Origin of the sequence: Acidovorax sacchari, assembly GCF_042847045.1 — a bacterium.
Classification (GTDB): domain Bacteria; phylum Pseudomonadota; class Gammaproteobacteria; order Burkholderiales; family Burkholderiaceae_C; genus Paracidovorax; species Paracidovorax sacchari.
The window spans coordinates 162,582-183,465 of sequence record NZ_AP035783.1 but is presented as its reverse complement, the minus strand read 5'-3'; the positions used below and the strand labels follow the sequence as shown (position 1 = coordinate 183,465).

The 20,884-nt window shown below is 70.2% G+C and carries 21 protein-coding genes; 11 read left to right on the top strand and 10 right to left on the bottom strand.

Translation table 11 applies throughout. The features are described from left to right. Positions 1-2: 2 nt before the first annotated feature. From ACGHC0_RS00860 to ACGHC0_RS00845, 4 genes are all read right to left on the bottom strand, one after another. Positions 3-1,220, bottom strand: coding sequence for an acyl-CoA dehydrogenase family protein (locus tag ACGHC0_RS00860; RefSeq protein WP_415267162.1), 1,218 nt, complete (start codon positions 1,218-1,220; stop codon positions 3-5). Between the two features lie 146 nt (positions 1,221-1,366). Further along, positions 1,367-2,353, bottom strand: coding sequence for a Bug family tripartite tricarboxylate transporter substrate binding protein (locus ACGHC0_RS00855; RefSeq protein WP_415267161.1), 987 nt, complete (start codon positions 2,351-2,353; stop codon positions 1,367-1,369). Between the two features lie 150 nt (positions 2,354-2,503). Next, a complete protein-coding gene (locus ACGHC0_RS00850; RefSeq protein ID WP_368353587.1) occupies positions 2,504-3,127 on the bottom strand; it encodes a TetR/AcrR family transcriptional regulator in 624 nt (207 codons plus the stop codon). A 155-nt stretch (positions 3,128-3,282) separates the two neighbouring features. After that, positions 3,283-4,056, bottom strand: coding sequence for an enoyl-CoA hydratase/isomerase family protein (locus ACGHC0_RS00845; RefSeq protein ID WP_368353586.1), 774 nt, complete (start codon positions 4,054-4,056; stop codon positions 3,283-3,285). Positions 4,057-4,494: 438 nt separating this feature from the next. Here ACGHC0_RS00845 and ACGHC0_RS00840 point away from each other — a divergent pair, with 438 nt between their 5' ends. After that, positions 4,495-6,357, top strand: a complete 1,863-nt coding sequence (locus tag ACGHC0_RS00840) for a phosphoenolpyruvate carboxykinase (GTP) (protein ID WP_415267160.1) — start codon at positions 4,495-4,497, stop codon at positions 6,355-6,357. Positions 6,358-6,442: 85 nt separating this feature from the next. On the opposite strand, the gene ACGHC0_RS00835 is transcribed toward ACGHC0_RS00840, so the two are convergent. Continuing rightward, positions 6,443-7,351, bottom strand: a complete 909-nt coding sequence (locus ACGHC0_RS00835; protein ID WP_415267159.1) for a LysR substrate-binding domain-containing protein — start codon at positions 7,349-7,351, stop codon at positions 6,443-6,445. Between the two features lie 256 nt (positions 7,352-7,607). Here ACGHC0_RS00835 and ACGHC0_RS00830 point away from each other — a divergent pair, with 256 nt between their 5' ends. The 5 genes from ACGHC0_RS00830 to ACGHC0_RS00810 all read left to right on the top strand — a co-directional run bounded on the left by ACGHC0_RS00830 (position 7,608) and on the right by ACGHC0_RS00810 (position 11,917). Continuing rightward, a complete protein-coding gene (locus ACGHC0_RS00830; RefSeq protein ID WP_019699828.1) occupies positions 7,608-8,330 on the top strand; it encodes an ABC transporter permease in 723 nt (240 codons plus the stop codon). Beyond that, a complete protein-coding gene (locus ACGHC0_RS00825) occupies positions 8,327-9,355 on the top strand; it encodes an ABC transporter ATP-binding protein (RefSeq protein WP_415267158.1) in 1,029 nt (342 codons plus the stop codon). Before ACGHC0_RS00830 ends, ACGHC0_RS00825 begins: the two co-directional genes overlap by 4 nt. 66 nt (positions 9,356-9,421) lie before the next feature. Further along, positions 9,422-10,507 (top strand): extracellular solute-binding protein, encoded by a 1,086-nt coding sequence (locus tag ACGHC0_RS00820; protein WP_415267157.1) that lies wholly within the window; start codon positions 9,422-9,424, stop codon positions 10,505-10,507. Between the two features lie 62 nt (positions 10,508-10,569). Beyond that, the gene (locus ACGHC0_RS00815; RefSeq protein ID WP_415268374.1) at positions 10,570-11,361 is read left to right on the top strand and encodes an ABC transporter permease; all 792 of its coding nucleotides are present in this window, start codon (positions 10,570-10,572) and stop codon (positions 11,359-11,361) included. Beyond that, positions 11,342-11,917, top strand: a complete 576-nt coding sequence (locus tag ACGHC0_RS00810) for a TIGR00725 family protein (RefSeq protein WP_415267156.1) — start codon at positions 11,342-11,344, stop codon at positions 11,915-11,917. The genes ACGHC0_RS00815 and ACGHC0_RS00810 overlap by 20 nt, the downstream gene beginning before the upstream one ends. Positions 11,918-12,051: 134 nt before the next feature. On the opposite strand, the gene ACGHC0_RS00805 is transcribed toward ACGHC0_RS00810, so the two are convergent. Continuing rightward, positions 12,052-12,483: a hypothetical protein gene (locus tag ACGHC0_RS00805; protein ID WP_368353580.1), complete on the bottom strand. Its 432-nt coding sequence runs from the start codon at positions 12,481-12,483 to the stop codon at positions 12,052-12,054. 126 nt (positions 12,484-12,609) lie between these two features. On the opposite strand from ACGHC0_RS00805, the gene ACGHC0_RS00800 reads away from it, so the two are divergent. The 3 genes from ACGHC0_RS00800 to ACGHC0_RS00790 all read left to right on the top strand — a co-directional run bounded on the left by ACGHC0_RS00800 (position 12,610) and on the right by ACGHC0_RS00790 (position 15,011). Continuing rightward, positions 12,610-13,611 (top strand): LysR family transcriptional regulator, encoded by a 1,002-nt coding sequence (locus ACGHC0_RS00800; RefSeq protein ID WP_368353579.1) that lies wholly within the window; start codon positions 12,610-12,612, stop codon positions 13,609-13,611. Further along, positions 13,608-14,459, top strand: a complete 852-nt coding sequence (locus tag ACGHC0_RS00795) for a metallophosphoesterase (RefSeq protein WP_368353578.1) — start codon at positions 13,608-13,610, stop codon at positions 14,457-14,459. Before ACGHC0_RS00800 ends, ACGHC0_RS00795 begins: the two co-directional genes overlap by 4 nt. A gap of 126 nt (positions 14,460-14,585) precedes the next feature. Further along, positions 14,586-15,011 (top strand): universal stress protein, encoded by a 426-nt coding sequence (locus ACGHC0_RS00790; RefSeq protein ID WP_415267155.1) that lies wholly within the window; start codon positions 14,586-14,588, stop codon positions 15,009-15,011. Positions 15,012-15,052: 41 nt separating this feature from the next. Here the strand turns inward: ACGHC0_RS00790 and ACGHC0_RS00785 are convergent, their stop codons facing one another. Together ACGHC0_RS00785 and ACGHC0_RS00780 are read right to left on the bottom strand one after the other, a co-directional pair. Continuing rightward, on the bottom strand, positions 15,053-15,637 hold the full coding sequence (locus ACGHC0_RS00785) for a TetR/AcrR family transcriptional regulator (protein ID WP_368355559.1): 585 nt from the start codon (positions 15,635-15,637) through the stop codon (positions 15,053-15,055). Between the two features lie 97 nt (positions 15,638-15,734). Beyond that, on the bottom strand, positions 15,735-16,649 hold the full coding sequence (locus tag ACGHC0_RS00780) for a LysR family transcriptional regulator ArgP (protein WP_368353576.1): 915 nt from the start codon (positions 16,647-16,649) through the stop codon (positions 15,735-15,737). 89 nt (positions 16,650-16,738) lie between these two features. On the opposite strand from ACGHC0_RS00780, the gene ACGHC0_RS00775 reads away from it, so the two are divergent. Together ACGHC0_RS00775 and ACGHC0_RS00770 are read left to right on the top strand one after the other, a co-directional pair. Further along, positions 16,739-18,073, top strand: a complete 1,335-nt coding sequence (locus ACGHC0_RS00775; RefSeq protein ID WP_415267154.1) for a D-amino acid dehydrogenase — start codon at positions 16,739-16,741, stop codon at positions 18,071-18,073. 58 nt (positions 18,074-18,131) lie between these two features. Then, positions 18,132-18,698, top strand: coding sequence for a flavodoxin family protein (locus ACGHC0_RS00770; RefSeq protein ID WP_368353574.1), 567 nt, complete (start codon positions 18,132-18,134; stop codon positions 18,696-18,698). A gap of 36 nt (positions 18,699-18,734) precedes the next feature. Here ACGHC0_RS00770 and ACGHC0_RS00765 read toward each other — a convergent pair whose 3' ends face one another. Together ACGHC0_RS00765 and ACGHC0_RS00760 are read right to left on the bottom strand one after the other, a co-directional pair. Further along, positions 18,735-19,934, bottom strand: coding sequence for a M14 family zinc carboxypeptidase (locus ACGHC0_RS00765; protein ID WP_415267153.1), 1,200 nt, complete (start codon positions 19,932-19,934; stop codon positions 18,735-18,737). 74 nt (positions 19,935-20,008) lie between these two features. Continuing rightward, a complete protein-coding gene (locus ACGHC0_RS00760; protein WP_368353572.1) occupies positions 20,009-20,797 on the bottom strand; it encodes an alpha/beta fold hydrolase in 789 nt (262 codons plus the stop codon). Positions 20,798-20,884: the final 87 nt, after the last annotated feature.

Here is a 20,884-nt window from a genome sequence, read left to right as displayed (position 1 = left end):
GTTCAGGCTCCGAAAAGGTCGCGCGCGATCACGTTCTTCTGCACTTCGCTGGTGCCGCCGGCAATGGTGCGCGAGCGATAGAACAGGTAGGTATGGATGAGCTGGCGCACCGGGTCCACCGCGCCCGTTGCCACCTCCTGACCGGTGGCGGCCACGGTATCGACCAGGCGCGCGGCGTACTCGGGGCCGGCGATGTCCAGCGCGATGCCGATGAGTTGCTGTGACAGCTCGGAGCAGTAGAGCTTCAGCGCGGACGACTTGGATGCGGCCAGCGTGCCCTGCATCTCCTCCTGGATGGCACTGAGCAGCATCTCCCGCGCGCCGACCACACCCGCCTGGGCCAGGAACAGGCGCTCCTGCAGCACGTGCTGGCTGGCGCGGGCCCCGGCCGCGCCAGCGCCGCGCTCGCGCAGCAGCTCCTCCACCTGCTCGGCCAGCCGGGCCAGGCGCGGCACCGTGGCCGGCGAGAGGCGCTCGCGGTCGAGCAGGAACTTGGCGCACTTCCACCCTTCCCCCTCGGTGCCCAGCAGGTTGGCGACCGGCACGCGCACGTCGTTGAGGAACACTTCGTTGACGTGGTGCCAGTGGTCGATGGTGGGAATCGGGCGCACCTCGATGCCCGGCGTGTCCATGGGCACCAGCAGCAGCGATATGCCGGCCTGCTTGCGCCCTTCGCTGGACGTGCGAACCAGCGTGTACATCATGTCCGCCTCCTGGGCGTGGGAGGTCCAGATCTTCTGGCCGTTGATGACATAGTGGTCGCCGTCGCGCACCGCCGAGGTCTTCAGCGAAGCCAGATCGGAGCCGGCACCGGGCTCGGAGTAACCCTGGCACCACCACTCGCTGCCATCCAGGATGCGGGGCAGGAAGCGCGCCTTCTGCTCGGGCGTGCCGAAGTGCATGATCACCGGCCCGATGTGGCCCAGGCCGTGGTGATACTGCGGCGGGCAGTCCGCCTGGGCCGTGATCTCTTCGAACAGGTAGCGCTGCTGCAGGTCCCAGCCGGTGCCGCCGTACTCCACCGGCCAGTTGGGTGCGGCCCAGCCGCGGGCGAAGAGCTTCTCCTGCCAGGCGCGGTACTCGTTGCGCGTGACCTTCTGGTTGGTGCGGACGATCTCCCGCAGTTCCGCCGGGCACTCGGCCTGCGCGAACTGGCGCAGTTCCTCCCGGAAGGCGGCATAGGGGTCGGCGGTGTGCGATGGGGATGGGCTGCTCGTCATGGTGCTCGGAAATGCGGGGGGATGCCCCGGTGCGTTGCAGAAAGGGGGAAGGAACCGCCGTGGCCGGGGCCCCGCAGCGGGGGATGCGGTGCGCGGCGCGTGGCGCGGTGCGATGGGCAGTGGGTGGCCATGGCGGTGGCGGTGCGTCAGTCCAGGCGGATGCCGCGCTGGCGGAATACGGGCGCCCAGCGGGCACGCTCGGCCTCCAGGTAGGCCGCGAAGGCCTCCTGCGTCATGCTGCGCGGCTCCACGCCGGCCCGCTCCACGGCGTCGCCCACGGCGGGCTCCTGCAGGACCTGCCGCAGTTCCGCGTGCAGCCACTGCTGCAGCGCCGGCGACGTGGCGGCCGGCACGATGAAGCCGAACCAGCCGCCCGCCGCGAACCCGGCCAGCTGCGGCACGCCGGACTGCGCGATCGGCACGAGCTCCGGCGCGCGCGGCAACCGGGCCGCGCTGGCCACGCCCAGGGCGCGCAGCCGCCCGCTGCGCACATGCGCCAGCGATGCCACGGAATCGAACATGGCCTGCACCTGACCGCCCAGCAGATCGTTGAGCGCAGGTCCGTTACCGCGGTAGGGCACGTGGACGATCTCGATGCCCGTCAGCGCGGCCAGCAGCTCCGCCGCGATGTGCGGGCTGGAACCATTGCCCGAGGAGGCAAAGACCAGCTTGCCGGGGTGGGCCTTGCCGTAGGCGACCAGCTCGGCGACCGTGGTGACGGGCAGGCGCGCGTTGACATAGAGCACACTCGGGGTGTCTCCCACCATCGCCAGCGGCGCCAGCGCGTGCGGCTCGTACGGCAGCGAGTCCATCAGCAGGGGGTTGGAGACGTAGCCGAAGGCCGTGAGCAGCAGCGTGTGCCCGTCGCCCGGCGCCCGCGCCACGGCAGCGGTGCCGATGGTGCCGCCGCCGCCGTTGCGGTTGTCGACCACCACGGGCAGGGACCAGCGGGCCGACAGGGCGGGAGCGATCACCCGCGCCAGATTGTCGGTCAGGCCGCCCGCGGCGTAAGGCACGACGATCTGTACCGGCCGGCCTCCCAGCCGCTGCGGCGCGGCGGCCAGGGCCGGCGCGGTCACGGCAGACAGCGCGGCGCAGGACAGCAGCAGGAAAGATCGGCGATCGGTACACATGGGCAACCTCCTGCGGACAGTTTATTAAACGGCCGGCAGGTAAACAGACAGGGAAAACCCCTGCAGCGGCTGCAGACCGGTCCCTGGAAGCACACAGGCCGCGCCGGCGGGTACCGGGGCGGCCTGTGCAGGGGACCGGAAGGGGGAGCGCTACGGCTTCAGCAGCCCGCCGAAGGCCATGTCGAGGTACTGCTCGATCACCTGCCGCGTGGTGAGGCGCCCGCCGGGCGAGTGCCAGCGCGCGATGTGGTTGAGCATGGACAGCAGCATGCGCCCCGCCATGGCGGGATCCACCGCGCGGAAGTGGCCCTTGGCGATCGCCTCCGTGATGCTGTCGCGCAGCAGGTGCTCGTACTCGTCGCGCAGGTCCACCGCCATGGCACGGGGATCGATGGCGCTGCCGGACCAGAACGCGTTGGAGCCGGCGATCCAGGAGTTGCGGCTGCGGTCCAGAAAGTCGGCCGACGACTGCATGAAGAGGCGGACCTTGTCGACCGGGGTCGCCCCCTGCGCCATGGCCCCGCGCACGGAATCCACCAGGGCCTGCATGGACTCGAGCACGATGCGCTCGTACAGCGCCTCCTTGTTCGGGAAGTGGTAGTACAGCGCCGCCTTGGTGATCTTGGCCTCTTCGGCGATGTCGCGCAGCGACGTGCCTTCGTAGCCGCGCTGAGCGAACAGTCGGCAGGCGATGTCGATGAGCTGCTCCTGCCGGGTGTCGGAGCGGCCTGTGGGCGCCGGGTCGTTCGCCGAAACCGCAGAACGGGTTGCCATAGGGTGAGGCCTCCTCATTGTTGTAGTGCAGGCACGCCAGACCGTGGGCTCGGCCCCGCCCGGATGCCATGATCCCCCGGCCGGCAGGCCAGGGGCGCTCGTATGGTGCAGCCTCCATTCTGCAGCAGGGCCGTGACCGCGCGCGCCCGGCGCGCTCAGCGGCCCACGTACACCGGCGCGCGCTTCTCCAGGAAGGCACGCTGGGCCTCTTTGGCGTCTTCCGTCTTGGACAGCGCCACCGTGTTGCCCTGCTCGTACCGGTAGGCGTCGCGCGACGGCATCAGCTGCGTCAGGCGCGCGGCCTCCTTGGCCAGGCGCAGCGCGATGGGGCTCTTGGAAGCGATCTCGCGGGCCAGGTCCATGGCGTAGGGCATCAGTTCGTCGGGCGGCAGGCAGGCCTCGACCAGGCCCAGGCGGTACAGCTCCGCGCCACTGACCTTCATGCCGGTGAAGAACATGCGTCGTGCACGCGAGCGCCCGAACACCTCCTGCAGGAAGGTCACGCCGCCCGCCAGGCCCACGTTGATTTCCGGCATGGACACGTAGGCCTCCTCGGAGGCCACCCAGATGTCGGAGGCCATTACCAGCCCGAAGCCGGCGCCCATGGCCGGTCCGTTGATGGCGGCGATGACCGGCTTGGAGCACTCCACGACGGCGTAGAACGACTCACGCACCAGCCGGTTGTGCCGTCCGTAGGCGCCCGGCGTGGCGCCCAGGTTGGGGCGCTCGCGGATGTCGGCACCGGCCGAGAACACTTTGCCGGCACCCGTGAGCACCACGACCGAAACGTCGTCGCGATCGGAGAGTTCGTCGAATACCTGCGTGATCTCCCCACGCAGCTCGGCGTTCTGCGCGTTGACGGGAGGACGGTTGAGCGTCACGACGGCGATGCGGTCCTGCACCGCCAGTTGCAAGGTCTGGAATTCCATATATCTCCTTGTGTGGCATGGGGCCGCCACGGCCAGGACACAGTCAGTCGTCTATTTACCTGCCGGACGGTAATTGGACTCTCGGGGAAAGTGACGGGCCGTGCAAGCGGGAGACTGCGAATCAGGGCATCCGCCTGTCCCAACCGCGACATACCGCCGGCGCACCGCGCCCTACACCGCATAACCTAATGCTTTTTTTGCATCACTTATGCCGGTGTCTGACAGACTTTTCGGGGGTGCATTCATAAAATCGTCATCCCAGCCGACCTGCGGACGACGCAACCGACCCTGGCGAACCACACTTCCCTCACCGTTCGTCCGCCCGCCGACTGAGCCGCAAGACGTTTTCTCAAAGACAGCGCTCAGGATCCAGCGCGGCCTTGCCGCATCCCGGCCGCTTCCTTTGAAAAACCGTTTTTCAACTTCAGGAAGCCCGCGATGAACGCACCCACCATGCAAGGCCTCGACCTCCAGGCCCCCGCATACGTCAAGAACGCCCGCCTGCTCGCCTGGGTGGCCGACATGGCCGCCCTCTGCAAGCCCGCCAGGATCCATTGGTGCGACGGCTCGCAGGAAGAGTACGACCGCCTCTGCCAGCAACTGGTGGATGCCGGCACCTTCAAGAAGCTCAACCCCGCCAAGCGCCCCGGCAGCTACCTGGCCTGGTCCGACCCGTCGGACGTGGCCCGCGTGGAAGACCGCACCTACATCTGCTGCGAAAAGAAGGAAGACGCCGGCCCGACCAACAACTGGATGGCCCCGGCCGAGATGCGCGCCACGCTGCAGCCCCTGTTCGACGGCTGCATGAAGGGCCGCACGATGTACGTCGTGCCGTTCAGCATGGGCCCGCTGGGCTCGCCCATCGCGCACGTGGGCATCGAGCTCTCCGACAGCCCCTACGTGGCCGTCAACATGAAGATCATGACCCGCATGGGCCGTGCCGTGTACGACGTGCTGGGCGTGGAAGGCGACTTCGTGCCCTGCGTGCACACCGTGGGCGCCCCGCTGCAACCCGGCCAGCAGGACGTGTCCTGGCCCTGCAACAAGACCAAGTACATCGTGCATTACCCCGAGACGCGCGAGATCTGGTCGTACGGCTCCGGCTACGGCGGCAACGCGCTGCTGGGCAAGAAGTGCTTCGCGCTGCGCATCGCCTCCACCATGGGCCGTGACCAGGGCTGGCTGGCCGAGCACATGCTGATCCTGGGCGTCAGCAACCCCGAGGGCAAGAAGTACCACGTGGCCGCCGCCTTCCCGAGCGCCTGCGGCAAGACCAACTTCTCCATGCTGGTGCCCCCGAAGGCCTTCGAGGGCTGGAAGGTCACCACCATCGGCGACGACATCGCCTGGATCAAGCCCCAGGCCGACGGCAGCCTGCGCGCCATCAACCCCGAGGCCGGCTATTTCGGCGTGGCCCCGGGCACCAACTACCACACCAACCCCAACTGCATGGCCAGCCTCGACAGGGACGTGATCTTCACGAACGTCGCGCTGACCGACGACGGCGACGTGTGGTGGGAAGGCATGGAAAAGGATACCGGCAAGCTGCCGGACCACCTGATCGACTGGCAGGGCAAGGACTGGACGCCCCAGATCGCCAAGGAAACCGGCGCCAAGGCGGCCCACCCCAATGCCCGCTTCACCGTGGCCGCCACCAACAATCCCGCGCTGGACGAAGCCTGGGACGACCCCAAGGGCGTGAAGATCGACGCCTTCATCTTCGGCGGCCGCCGCTCCACCACGGTGCCGCTGGTGACCGAGGCCCGCGACTGGACCGAAGGCGTGTACATGGCCGCCACCATGGGCTCCGAGACCACTGCCGCCGCCTTCGGCGCACAGGGCGTGGTGCGCCGCGACCCGTTCGCCATGCTGCCCTTCATGGGCTACAACATGAGCGACTACTTCCAGCACTGGCTGAACCTGGGCGAGAAACTCGCCGCTTCGGGCGCCACGCTGCCGCGCATCTACACGACCAACTGGTTCCGCAAGGATGCCGATGGCAAGTTCGTCTGGCCCGGCTACGGCGAGAACATGCGCGTGCTCAAGTGGATGATCGACCGCATCGAAGGCTGCGCCACCGGCCAGGAAACCGCCTTCGGCGTGGCGCCGCAGTACGGCGAGATCAACTGGACGGGCCTGGACTTCTCGGGCGAGCAGTTCGACACCGTGACCCGCATCGACAAGGCCGCCTGGGCCGACGAACTGAAGCTGCACACCGCGCACTTCGACCAGCTGGCCTACCACCTGCCGGCGCAGATGCTCGAGACCAAGGCCGCGCTGGAAGAACGCCTGGGCGCCTGACCCCGCCCGGCCCCGCCTGCCAGGGCGGGCGGCCCCCTGAAAGCCCCGCGCCACGCCCGTGGCCGGGGCTTTTTGCCGCCCGCTCCTAACCCAGCGGCCCGCGCGAGCGCGCCGCCTCGTCCAGCAGCCAGGCGCGGAAGGCCGCGAAGGCCGGCAGGTGCATGCGTTCGGGCCGATAGCAGAGGTAGTGGCCCTGCTCGACGACCACCGGCTCGCCGCAGGGCACGCGGAGCGCGCCCTCGGCCAGTTCGTCCTCCACCAGGATGCGCGGCACCAGGGCCAGGCCCAGGCCGCTGCGCGCCGCCTGGATCAGCGCCGAATACTGGGCGAAGCGCGGCCCGGCCGCCACCCAGGTTTCAGCCACGCCATGCCGGCCCGCCCAGCGCGGCCAGGCGGTGGCGGCCTCCTCGTGGTGCAGAAGGGTGTGGCCCAGCAGGTCGGCGGGCGCATGGATGCGGTGCGGGCCCTCCAGCAGCGCGGGCGAGGCGACGGGCACGAATTCGCGCCCGGCGAGGTACTCGGCCACCACGCCGGGCAGCTCGGCCGGGCTGTAGCGGATGGCGGCATCCACCTGCGGCGGCAGGCTTTCGGCGGGCGCGAGGTGGCGGCTGAAGCCCAGCGTCACCTGCGGATGGCGGCGGCTGAAGGCCGGCAGCCGCGGGATCAGCCAGCGCGTGAGGAAGGTGGGCACGCTGGCCAGCGTGATCAAGCCGGCATCGCCGCCGCCCGCGCGCGCCTCGAAGCTCGCGGCTTCCAGCGCGCGCAGCGGCCCGGCGATCTTCTGCCAGTACGCCCGCCCCTGCGGCGTAAGCTGCACGCCACGCCCCTGTTTGCGCAGCAGCGACACGCCCAGGAAGGACTCCAGCCCGGCGACCTGCTTGCTGACCGCGCTCACCGTGAGGCACAGCGCCTCCGCGGCGCGGGTCAGCCCCTCGTGCCGGGCCACGGCATCGAAAGCCAGCAGTTCCTGGATGGTAGGGCAATCGCGCTTCACGAAACGTTCTCCCGACGGCGGCACAACACCGGGAATCGGTGCCTGGGCACCCGCATGATACTTTCCAAAAGCTCAAGCTTTGTCATCGAAGCTTCACGCAGGACCGCGCCACGATTCCTAGAATTCCGGCATCACTCCTGCCGCCCAGTCGCATCCGGAAAGTATCGGATCATCCCGCGGCCGTTCACCCTGTACGAAAGCAGTGCCCTTGGTCCGCGGCATCACCCTCATCTACGGCTTCTATCTCCTGCTGCCCATGGGCCTGCTGGTGCTGGGCAGCTTCGGCCAGAGCTGGACCAACACCCTGCTGCCCACGGGCCTCACCGGCCGCTGGTATGCCGAGCTGTGGCAGGACCCATCCTTCCGCAAGGCCTTCGGCAGCAGCCTCGTCGTGGCGCTCTCGGCCTGCGCCATCGACGCGCTGCTGGCGCTGCCGCTGGCCTATGCGCTCTACCATGGCGCGCGGCGCGGCGGCGGCATGGCGGCGCGGCTGGTATCGGCCATGCCGGTGGCGGTGCCGGCCATCACGCTGGGCTTCGGCTACCTGCTGGTCTTCAACACCGACACCCTGCCCTGGCTGGGCAGCACGCCGCTGCTGGTGGCCGCCCATGCCATCGCCACCCTGCCCTATCTCACCAATACTCTGCTGACCGACCTGCGCCACCTGGGCCTGGAACGGCTGGAACAGGCCGCCGCCACGCTGGGCGCCGGCGAATGGCAGCGCTTCACGGGCATCGTTCTGCCCAGCCTGCGGCAGAGCCTGCTGTCGGGCCTGGTGATGGTGGCGGCGCTCTCGATCGGTGAATTCAACCTGTCCAACCTGCTGGCGGGCTTCCAGAACCGCACCTATCCGGTGGTGCTGCTGCAGGCCTTCTACGGCGCCACGGGCTTCGCCTGCGCCGCCACCGTGGTGCTGCTGCTGCTCGCCGGCATCGCTGCGCTGCTGTCCTCCACCGTTTTCCGCAAGCCGTCCCCATGAGCCTCGTTTTCGATCAGGTCAGCTACCGCTATCCCGGCACCACGCAGGGGCTGCACGCGGTGTCGTTCGACGTGGCCGCCGGCGAACTGGTGGCCGTCATCGGGCCCAGCGGCTCGGGCAAATCCACGCTGCTCAAGCTGGTGGCGGGGCTGGAGGCGGGGCATGCCGGCCGCATCGTGCTGGGCGGGCAGGACATGGCGGGCACGCCCGTCCACCAGCGCGGCATCGGCATGGTGTTCCAGAGTTATGCCCTCTTTCCGCACCTGAGCGTGCAGGACAACGTGGCCTACGGCCTCACGCTGCGCAAGGTGCCCGCGGCCGAACGGCGCCGCCGCGCGCTGGAGCTGCTGGAGGTGGTGGGCCTGGCCGGGCACGCCCAGCGCGCCGTCACGCAACTGTCGGGCGGGCAGCAGCAGCGCGTGGCGCTGGCGCGGGCCCTGGCCATCGACCCGCGCGCGCTGCTGCTCGATGAACCCCTCTCCGCGCTGGACGCCAGCGTGCGCGGCCACCTGCGCGACCAGATCCGCAGCCTGCAGCAGCGCTTCGGCGCCACCACGCTGCTGGTCACGCACGACCAGGAAGAGGCCCTGGCCATGGCCGACCGCGTGGCGGTGCTCAAGGACGGGCGCCTGCTGCAGATGGCCGCGCCTCGCGCGCTGTACGAGCGGCCCGCGTGCCGCGCCGTGGCCGAGTTCGTGGGCCTGTCCACTCTGCTGCCTGCCCGCGTGAGCGCCGAAGGCCGCGTGGACACGGGCTTTGCCGAACTGGCCGTGTCCACCGCCGGCCGCACCGTCGGCCAGGCCGTGCATGTGCTGGTGCGCCCCGAACACGTCCAGGCCGACCCGCCTGCCGGCGCCCCCAACCGCCTGGCAGGCCAGGCCGGCGCGCAGCGCTACCTGGGTGCGGTCACCCGCTACGACTTCGCCGTGGCCGGCGCGCCCCGCCCGCTGCTCTGCGAAGGCGCAAGGCCAGCCCGCGAGGCCGTCGCCATCGCGCCCGAGCACCTGCAACTGCTGGACGAGTGACGGGTTCCCGCCATCCGCGCCTTCCTTCCATTCATCCGCCTTCTCCCTTCCTCCAGGAGCCTTTCCATGCAACGCAGACATCTCCTCCAGGCAGCCGGCACCCTGCCCCTGGCCTCCCTGCTCACGACCCGCGCCGCCTTCGCCTTCGAAGGTGCCGAGCTCTACGCCGGCGAGCGCGCCCTCTATGACGAGGCGAAGAAGGAAGGCCTGTGCGTCTCCTTCGACACCGGCCCCGAATGGGCCAACTGGAAATCGCTGTTCCGCGACTTCAAGAAGCGCTACCCCGAGATCGAGCTGACCTACAACGACCTGGGCTCGGCCGCCACCGTGGTCGCGCTGGAGAAGATGCGCCGCCGCCCGCAGGCCGACACGGCCTACTACTTCGCCGCCTCGGCCGTCGATGCGGTGAAGAAGGACGTGGTCGCGCCCTTCAAGCCGCTGCATTTCGACAAGCTCCCCGAGGTCTTCCGCGACGCCGAAGGCCGCTGGTTCACCATCCACACGCTGAACATCGCCTTCCTGGTCAACAGGAAGCTGGTCAAGAACGTGCCCACCGGCTGGGCCGACCTGCTCAAGCCCGAATACAAGGGCGCCGTCACCTATCTGGACCCGCGCAGCACCGGCGTGGGCCAGGTCATGGCCTTCGCCGCCGCCTATGCCAACGGTGGCAGCGTGGACGACGTCAAGCCCGGCATCGACTACCTGGGCCGCCTGCATGCGGCCGGCAACGTGCAGCGCGTGGAAGGCACCACGCCCTACGCCAAGTTCCTCAAGGGCGAGATCCCCGTCTGGATCGGCTACGAGAACGACGGCCTCAAGGCCAAGTACAGCGACGGCATGGGCGACGACTGCGCCGTGGTCATCCCCAAGGAGGCCAGCGTGGCCGCACCCTACGCCATCAGCCTGGTCAAGAACGGCCCCAACCCCAACGCCGGCAAGCTGTGGCTCAACTTCATCATGAGCACCGCTGGCCAGCAGCTCTTCGCCCAGGGGTTCGTGCGCCCGGCCGTGCCCGGCACGCCGCTGCCCGCCGACATCGCCGCCAGGATGCCCGCCGCGCCGCAGATCCGCCCGCTGGACGTGGTCAAGGCCGCCGCCCGCAAGGCCGAGGTGGACCAGCTCTGGGCCCAGGTGGCGCTGGCCGGCAAGTGACGCGCGGAATGTGACCTGACGTGATCATCCGCCGCTTCGGCGCCTGGCCCGCGTGGGCCTTCATGGCGCTCTTCTTCGTGCTGCCTCTGGCCGCGCTGCTGCCCGAGGCCTTCGCCGATCGCGGCAGCGCCTTCGGCCGGCTCTTCGCCAACCCGCTGCTGCCCGGCGCGCTGCGCAACACGCTGGCGCTGGGCCTCACGGCCGGCGGCGTGTCGGCCCTGGTGGGCACGGCCGTGGCCATCGAGCTGGCGCGCCAGCCGGCCGCCCGCAGGCGCTGGATGATGGCCCTGCTGGGCCTGCCGCTGGCGTTCTCGGGCCTGGTGATCGCCTACGGCTTCATCCTGGCCTTCGGCCGCGCCGGCTTCGTCACCCAGCTGCTGGCCCGCCTGGGTGCCGACCCGGCCAGCGTGGGTGGCTGGATCTACGGCGCGGGTGGACTGGGCCTGGCCTACGCCTACTACCTGGTGCCACGGGTGGCGCTGTCGCTGTACCCCGTGTTCGCCAACCTCGACCTGCGCCCCATGCTGGCCGCGCGCACTCTGGGCGCCACGCGCTGGCGCGCCTTCAACGACACGGTGCTGGCCCAGGTGGCACCCTCGGTGCTGTCCAATGCCTGCCTGGTGGCGGCCATCGCCATGGGCACCTACGGCACGGCGCTGGCATTGGCGGGCACGCAGCTCAATATTCTTCCGCTGATGCTCTATGCCCAGGTGGGCGACGGCGGATCGGATTTCGGCGTGGCGGCGGCCCTCTCTCTGCTGCTGATGGCGCTGTGCGTCATCGTGATGGGCGCAGGCGACGCGCTGGCACGCCGGCGGGAACGGACGACAACGCATGCAAACACAACGCACTGACAGCGCCCATGGTGCCGCAGACGGCGGACCGGACGCCCTGCCGCCCGGCGTGCGGCAGGCCCTGCAGCAGCTGGCCGGGCGCCAGAGCGGCCCCCGGCGCCATCGCCGGCCGGTGGGCATCATCGGCCCGGGCGACGGCGGCGAGCACGAATGCAGCGCCGCACGCCAGGTGGCCCGGGCCCTCGCCGGCGCGGGCATGGCCATCGTCTGCGGCGGGCGCGGAGGGGTCATGGCCGCCGCATCGCAGGGCGCGGCCGAGGCGGGCGGCATCGCCATCGGCCTCCTGCCCGAGGAGGACGAACGCAACGCCAACCCCTGGCTGGGCGTTGCCCTGCCCACGGGCATGGGGGAGATGCGCAACGCGCTCATCGCCCGCAGCGCCGTGTGCCTGATCGCCATCGGCGGCAACATGGGCACGCTGTCGGAAATGGCGCTGGGCCTGAAATGGGGCACGCCCGTCTTCGTGATGCACGGCGACGTGGCCCTGCCGGGCGCGGTGCCGGTGGCCGATGTGGCGGACATGCTGGCCCGCGTGGCGGACTGCCTGCTGCAATAGGCGCCGGAGCGGCCGGACGGGAACAACCGCCCGCTTTTCGGGCGCCCACGAAAAAGGGCACCTCGCGGTGCCCTGAAAAAGGTGCCGGGTCGTGGCCCCGGCCGGCCTCTCCGGGCCGATGGCCCGGAGCCTGATCAATAGTAGCGGCGGATGTTGTCCACGGCGATACCGTTCATGGCGCGGCTCAGATCGGCCATGATGCGGGCATCGTGCAGGGCGGCATTCCAGGTCTTTTCGTCTTCGGCTTCCCGGCGGCGGGCTTCCTTCCAGGCGTGGAAGCCGGCGCGCAGCATGGACGCAGCGCGGCGGACGGGGCCGGCCAGCAGGGCCAGGGCGGTGAAGGCGATCAGCCAGAGCACCATCCAGGCGGTGAGGGTGTGGCCCTCGCTCCAGGTTTCGATGATCTGGTTGGCCACCACCAGCACGGCAGCCACGACGGCGGCCAGGAGCAGCGAGGAGGCGCCGCGTGCGCCTTCGAAGGCGCTCTTCAGCGTGGCGGCAGCCTGTTCGGCGCGTGCCACGCCAGGATGTTCGGTACGGTAGTCGATGTGTACAAAGTTCGTCATGATGCAGACCCTCTCAAACGCTTGTGGCGAAGTTGCCGGGCGAATGGAGGTATCTTAGGGTTTACCCCAGGGTTGTTCCACTTTATATTTTGAATCCCAGACATTCACAGCGATGATGGTTCAGGCATGCAGCCCGTCAATTTCCGCTCGCTCGACCTGAACCTTCTGCGCGTCTTCGACGAGGTCATGGCCGAGCGCAACCTCACCCGCGCCGCAGCCAAGCTCGCGCTCACGCAGCCCGCGGTGAGCAATGCCCTGCGCCGCCTGCGTGAGGTGATGGGCGACGATCTCGTGGTGCGCAGCGGGCAGGGAGTGGAGCCCACGCCCCGGGCTCTGGCCCTCTGGCCCCCGGTAAGGCAGGCGCTGGCCCAGTTGCAGCAGTCGCTCGCCCCCGGCACCTTCGATCCGGGCTCGGCGAACTCCACATTCGTGCTCGCCATGGCCGACGCCACCGGCGCCACGCTGATCCCCCCGCTGGTGGAGATCGTGGAGCGCGAGGCCCCCGGCGTATCGCTGCGGGTGGTGCCGCTGACCACGCGCGATCCGCGCAGCCTGCTGGACGACGAATCCACCGACATGGCCGTGGGCTACTTCCCCGCCGTGATGGCCGACCTCACGGCCCGGGCACAGACCGACAGCGTCATCGCCTATGAAAGCCTGCGGCTCTACGACGGCGAGTATGTCTGCGTGATGCGCCAGGACCATCCCCTGGCGCGCGAACCGCTCACGCTGGACCAGTACTGCGCGGCCCGCCATCTGCTGGTGAGCTTTTCCGGCAAGCCCTACGGCTTCATCGACGAGGCCCTGACCGCGCTCGGCCGCGAGCGGCGCATCGTGCTCACCGTGAACCAGTTCTTCACTGCCGGCCGGGTGGTCGCGACCACCGACCTGCTCACCGTGCTGCCGCGCCACTTCGTGGGCGTGGCCAGCCTGGGCGGGGAACTCGTCTGGCGCCCGCTGCCCATGCCGCTGCCCACCGTGCACGTCGATGCGCTCTGGCACCGCCGCAAGCGCCACGACGCCGCCCACCTCTGGCTGCGGGACGCCATGGCGCGCTCGGCCCGGCACACGGCGGCGCACCCTCCGGCAGCCACGGCAGCGCCCGCACCGGAGAATCCGGGGGCATGAAGATCCAATTGCTGTCCGACCTGCACCTGGAGGCCCACCCCGCGTTCCAGCCCAGTCCCGCACCCGGGGCCGACCTGCTCGTCCTGGCCGGGGACATCGGCTCCTACCAGACCGGTTCCCGCCTCGCGGACGACGACTTCGGGCTGGCACGCTTCTCCCCGCTGCCCCAGCATGCCGGCTGGCCCGTGCCGGTGCTGTTCGTGCCGGGCAACCATGAATACGACCTGCACGACTTCGACGCGGCGCGGGACCGCCTGCGCGCCACCTGCGACCGACTGGGCCTGCAGTGGCTCGACCGCGAAACGGTGGAGCTGCAGGGCGTGCGCTTCGTGGGCACCACGCTCTGGAGCGACTTCGACGCACTGGCCCTGGACAAGAGCGACGGGGGCGCCGACATGGCGCGGTTGCTGCGCCACCGGGACAAGGCCTTCCGCGCCGCCAATTTCTACCTGCGCAAGACCGGAGGCACGCGCGACGGCGAGCCCTTCCTGGCCGAGACGATGCGCGAGGAGGCGCTGCGCTGCCAGGACTGGCTGCGCGGTGCACTGCAGGTCCCTTTTGACGGACCGACAGTAGCGGTCACTCACTTCGCTCCCAGCCTGCGCAGCGCCGATCCCCGCTATGGCCTGGTACCCGGCACGGCAGGCTTCTGCAACGCGCTGGACGACCTGCTGCCCCTGGCACGGGTCTGGATGCACGGCCACCTGCATGCCCCCAGCGACTACACCGCCCAGGGCACCCGCCCGGACGGCAGCACGTGGGCCTGCCGCGTGGTCGCGAACCCGCTGGGCTATGCCGGCAAGGGAGAGCAGGAAACCTTCCGGCCGCATTTCACCGTCACCGTATGATGGCGCCACGGGGAGCCCGCAACCCCGGCCCGCACGCGCACGGCAGCACAAAGATGACCCAGGTCAAGACAACAGGCACAGGCGCGCTTTAGTCTTCCTTCATCCTTTCGTGAGAGCCTTTCCACCATGAAGATCCTTCTGGCCGTCGACGGCAGCGCCTATACCAAGAAGATGCTGGCCTACCTCGCCACGCACGACGAACTGCTCGCAGGCGGAGCGCACGATGTGACCGCCATCACGGTGCAGTCGCCGCTGCCTCCCCGGGCCCGCGCCGCGCTGGGCAAGGACGTGGTCGAGAAGTACTACGCCGACGAGGCCGAGAAGGTCATCGGCCCCGTCGCCAAGTTCCTCGCCCGCCACGGCATCACTGCCAAGCGCCTCGTGAAGACCGGCCCCGTGGGCGAAACCATCGCCAAGGCCGCCGATGCGGGCAAGTTCGACCTGCTGGTCATGGGCTCCCACGGCCACGGCGCCTTGGGCCAGCTCGTCATGGGCTCGGTGAGCACCCAGGTGCTGGCCAGCAGCCGGGTCCCCGTGCTGCTGGTGCGCTGAAGCAGCGGCTTGCCATCGGAAGGCCGCAGAGCAGGCCTCATTCAGGGGGATGACCTGCTTTTCAACCCATCGAAGCAGGTCTGCACCGCCCAGTCCACGATCTGTTCATCGGAGCAGCCACTGTGCTCGCGCAGCATGGACAGCAGTGGGTCGGCGCTGCGGGCATAGATGGAATAGAGGATCACCTCGGCCGGCAGCACCCGGCTCAGCAGGCCTTCGCCCTGCGCGGCGGTGATCCATTCCATGACCCGGGCACTCACGCATTGCAGGGCGCTCTGGTAGGCGGCGCACTCCTTGAGGGGCCGCTGCAGGCCGGAGTTGCGGCTGAGCATCAGTGGCAGTTCGTCGGTGAGTTGCAACGACAGCAGCCAGCGCAGCAGCCGCTGCAGGCAGTCGAGCGGGGGAAGACCGGGGGGCAGCCCTTCGAGGAACTCGCGCAGGCGCTCGACCGCGCGCGCCATGGCCGTGGCGCAGAGGTCTTCCTTGCCGGCGAAATGCTTGTAGAGGCTGGCCTTGGCCACGCCCACCTGGGCGGCGACCTCGTCGAGCGTCATGGCCTCGAAGCCCTTTTCGCCCAGCAACCGGCCTGCGGCGGCGACGATGGCCTGGGCGCGGGCCTCGTGCATCTGTGCCCTGAAGGAGCGGCGGGGTGGCGGGGAAGACGTATTCATGTACACATCTTAGGGCCTGCGTCAAGGACCCACTGTCACGGTCGAGTTGCAGTCACGCGGCTGCGAGCGAGCGCGCGGCGGTGGCCATCAGGGCCTCGGTGAGGGAGTCCAGCACCTCGGATTCCAGATTCCAGCAATGCCAGTAGAGCTGGATCGGCAGGGCGTGGCCGGGCGCGAGGTCCACCAGCGCCCCGCTGGCCAGGGCGGGACGCGCGAGCAATTCAGGCACCACGCCAGCGCCCCAGCCCGCGACCACCGCGCGCACCTGGCCTTCGGAGCTGGGCACGAAGAGGTGGTGCAGCGCCACGCGCTTGAGGCCGAAGGCGCGCATGATGAATTCCGACTGCATGTCGTCCTTGCGGTTGAACGACAGGAACGGCACGTCGCGGAAGTTGTGCGGCGTCAGTCCCTGGGGCAGATACCGGGCCGCCAGGCCCGGAGAGGCCACCGCCACGTAGCGCATGGCCCCCAGCGGCACGACCTTGCATCCCCGCAGCGCCTGCTTGAGCGTGGTCACGCAGCCCAGTACCTGGCCCGAACGCAGCCACTCCTGGGTGAAGTCCTGGTCGTCCACGATGATTTCGATGGGCAGGCGCTGGCGGGCCAGGTCGTGCAGCGCGTCCAGCGCCCAGGTGGCGATGCTGTCGGCATTGATGGCGATGGCGATGCGCTCGTCCTCGCGGGCACCCCCGGGCGCGCTGGGGGCGAGTTCCTGCAGGTCGCGCTCCAGGTCGGCGCGCAGCAGGCGCAGCTGCTTGGTGTGCTTGAGCAGCAGCTGCCCGGCACTCGTCGGCTTGAGCGGCCGGCTGCGCACGATCAGCACGGAGCCCACCTGCGCCTCCAGCGCCCGCAGGCGCTGCGAGACGGCCGACTGGGTGACGTTCAGGCGCTGCGCCGCGCGCTCGAAGCCCCCCTCTTCCACGATGGCGGCCAGGCATTCCAGGGCGGCGGGATCGAAGGTGCTCATGGCGGTCGGCGCATTAGATGAACTGATGAATTTGGAGGAAGTTTAATTCCTCTTCAAAAAAAACGGGCGCCGCCGCACACTGCGGAGCCATGAAAACCATCGTCCTCGGAGCCGGCATCATCGGCATCAGCACCGCGTGGCACCTGCTCGAGCGCGGACACGAAGTCATCGTCGTCGATCGCCAGCCCGACGCATCGCTGGAGACCAGCTACGCCAATGCGGCGCAGATCTCGGTGAGCTATTGCGAACCCTGGGCGAACCGGGAGGCGCCCTGGAAGGCGCTCAAGTGGATGTTCGACAAGGAAGCCCCGCTGCTGTTCCGTCCCCAGCTGGACTGGGACCAGTGGCGCTGGAGCCTGAAGTTCCTCGCGCAATGCAACGACGCCGCCTTTGCCCGCAACGTGCAGCAGATCGTGGCGCTGGGGGCCTACAGCCATGCCGCGCTCAAGGACCTGGTGCGCTCCACCGGCATCGAGTACCACCGGCTCGAACGCGGCATCGCCCACTTCTACACCGACCAGAAATCCTTCGACGCGGCCGGCAAGGCCGTGGACCTGATGCGCCAGTACGGCGTGCAGCGCCGCCTGGTGAGCCGCGACGAGTTGTTGCAGATCGAGCCGGCGTTCCGCGCCTATGGCGACCGCATCACCGGCGGCACCTACACCAGCACCGACGAGAGCGGTGACGCCCGGGTGTTCACCCAGGCGCTGGCCCGCCGCTGCGCCGAGCGGGGTGCGCAGTTCCTCTTCGGGCACGACGTGCTGCGGCTGCAGCGCACGGGCGACGCCATCGACGCCGCCACGGTGCGCTCCCGCGAGCCCGGCTCGGCCGCGCAGGAGTTGCGTGCCGACGCGTTCGTGGTGGCCTGCGGCTCCTATACGGCGCCGCTGCTGCGCACGGTGGGCGTGGATCTGCCCATCTACCCCGGCAAGGGCTACAGCGCCACGTTCCCGCTGCTCAAGCCCGAGGGCGCGCCCATGGTCTCCACCATCGACGACGGCAAGAAGATCGCGATGAGCCGCCTGGGCAATTTCCTGCGCGTGGCCGGCACGATCGAACTGGGGGGTTTCGACCTCTCCCTGGACAGCCCCGTGGCCCGCGCGCGCTGCCACATGCTCTCGCGGCGCATCGCCGAGATCCTGCCCGGCGTGTGCGATACGCGCACGCCGGAGGAAGGCGGCAATCCGCAGTACTGGACCGGGCTGCGCCCCGCCACGCCGACCAACATCCCGTTCATCGGCCGCACCCGCGTGGGCAAGCTCTGGGTGAACGCGGGGCACGGCACGCTGGGCTGGACGCACGGCGCAGGCTCGGGCAAGGCGATGGCCGAGCTGCTGAGCGGCGAGCGGCCCGCGATGGATTTCGGCTTCCTCGGCTTCGGCGCCCAGGGCCGCCAGGCGAGCGCCACGCCGGTCGCCGCCTGACACGGCAACCCGGCCCGGCAGGCGGGCGGGCAGGACATGCAGCGCTACCATCTCGCGCATGCCGTCCTCCTCCCATCTTCTTTTCCTGAACGCCTCCACCCGCGAGCCGGGCCATGTCGGCAACACCGAATGGCTGGCCCGCCAGGCCGCGGCCGCGCTGCCCGCAGGCACCGCCGTGGACTGGCTGCACCTCGCCCGCCTCGACCTGCCGCCGTTCGTGGACCTGCGCCACACCACCGGCACCTACCCCGCGCCCGAAGGCGATCTGCGCACGCTGCTGGATGCCACGCTCGCGGCCTCCGAGATCGTGTTCGTGTCGCCCGTGTACTGGTTCAGCATTCCTTCGCCGCTCAAGACCTACCTGGACCACTGGAGCGCATGGATGCGCGTGCCGGGCCTGGAGTTCAAGGAACGCATGGCCGGCAAGGCGCTCAGCCTGGTCACGACCAGCGGCGACCGCGCCAAGGCCCAGCCGATGATCGATTCGGTGCAGCTGTGCGCGCAGTTCCTGGGCATGCGCTTCCGGGGAGCACTCTGGGGCAAGGGCGGGCCGCCGGGCGCGGTGCAGGCGGATGCGGCGGCCGTGCGGGAGGCCGCGCGCTTCCTGGCAGCGCCGCTCTCCTGAGGCGCCCGGGGCAGGCGCCCCGGCCCGGGCCGGAAGCTACCGCGCGGGAATGCCGGCGGCCGGCGTATCGGTGGCTGCCAGGTGGGTATCCATCCACCGCAGCAGGTCCACCCACATCTGGCGCACCTGGCTGTCTTCGGGCATGCGCAGTTCGTGCTGCAGCTCGATGGTGACGACGGGCATGCCCTGGCGCACGCTGCCGTAGTGGCCGAGCGAGCCGGGGAAGATGCCGAGCTGGTCGAGCCGCAGGCGGCCCAGGCGGCTGGGCGGCGGCAGCGGGCCGTCGTAATCGAGCACGCCATACGGAGCGTGGATGCTCACCACCAGGTCGGGCCGGAAGCCCTCCATCTGCTCGTGCAGGAAGCGCGACTCGGGCTCGGACAAAGGCTCGGGCCCCGGCCAGCGGCGCGGATCGCGGCGGGTGCGCTTTTCCCAGTACACCGGGGCATCGCGCTCCCAGTTCGGCGTGGGGAAATTGCGGTTCAGGTCCACGCCCCGGGCGTTCACGCGCGTCGCCGGGCGGGCCAGCATGCCGTCGGGGTTGAGCGCCGGAATGAAGCGCCAGTGCACGGGCTGCCGCAACGCCGGCTGCGGCTGGGCCGCGAAAGCGATCCAGCGCATGGCCAGCGACGCGGAGGTGGGCTCGTCGCCGTGGATGGCCCCCAGCACCAGGACGCGCAGCGGCTCCGGGCCCGCGGCACCGCCCGCCACCGGGGCCGGAGGCACGTCGCGCCAGTAGATCGGCAGCCCCTTGCGGGAATGCGCCCCGCTTTCGGACAGGCGCGTGGATTCGCAGAGCGGCCGGTCCACCGTGGGCAGGCGGGGCAGCAGCAGCTTGCAGGCGGCCACCGATTCCGCGGCGCCGGGTGGCGGCAAGGGGACGGGGACCTGGGCGGGCGCCAGGGCGCGGGTGGCCATGGCGCCGGACGCGGACGCCGCGGCGCCGTCGCCGCGGCCCGGAGCGGATGCGGCGCCCCTCCGGGGCTGGGCCGCGCTGGACGCCCGGGGTACCGCCGGGGAGGCCGCGGTGTCCCCGGAACGTTCGGCGGGCGCGCCGAGCACGACCACCGAGTGGTATCCCGCGCCGCTCTCACCCGTGCCCAGGTGCCCCCGCCCGACGGCGACCACAGCGTCGGAGGCAGTGACCGCGCCAGCCTGTCCGCCGGCCTGGAAGGCACGGGGATCCCACAGGGAGGCACCGAACAGCGCCAGCGCCAGCACGGCCGCCGGAGGCATCAGCCAGGGGGACAGGAGACCTGGACGGCGCGGGATGGCTGGCACCCCGGGAGTGCCGTTCGTGCGCGCCGCCATCAGTGGATGGTCCGCGGAGCGGAGGAGCCGAGGAAGTCCAGCAGCGCGCCATCGAAGCCGTCCGGGTCTTCCAGCTGCGGCCAGTGACCCACGTTCGGCAGGCTCAGGTGCCGCGCATCGGGCAGCACGTGGGCCAGGGCCTGCAGGGCCTCGGGCGGCATGCAGCGGTCCTGGGCCCCACTCACGAGCAGGGTGGGCATGGAGAGGTGGGCGAGGTCCGCGGCATCGCGCGCGAACGCTGGCAGCAATTCCAGCGCGCGGCGGAAGGCGGAACGGTGGACCTGGCCCATCGCATGGCCAGCCAGGCGCGCGCCTTCGGGCAACGCGCCGCTGCCGGTCTGGCGCGGCACCAGCAATTCGGCCACGCGCTCCATGGCCTGGTCGCCCTCCAGCGCGGCGACGCGGGGCGCCACCCAGGTGTCCAGGCCTTCGCCATCCAGGGCCGGGCCGCCCGCGCACAGCACGAGCCGGCCCACGCGGCGGGGTGCCCGCAGGGCGACCTCGACCGCCACCATGGCGCCCAGGCCGTGGCCGACGAGGGTGGTGCCCTGCGTGCACTGCAGCGCATCGAGCAGGGCGATGCAGCTCTGCGCCAGCCCCTTGAAGCTGTAGGGCTCGATGGGCGCGCTGCGGCCGTAACCCGGCATGTCCCAGGCCACGGCACGGTAGCCGGAGCCCGCGAGGGTCTCGACCTGGGGAGCGAAGGTCAGGTGGCCGCCGTCGGCATCGTGCAGCATGAGCACGGTGGGACCGGCGCCAAGGGTGGTGAAAGTGGGAAGCAGGGCCATGGAAGGGAGGGGCAACGACAACGCGCCCGGTGGGGACTCGGCCCCGGTCGGCGGCGGGGGTGCGGGCACCGGACCATAATAGCCGAC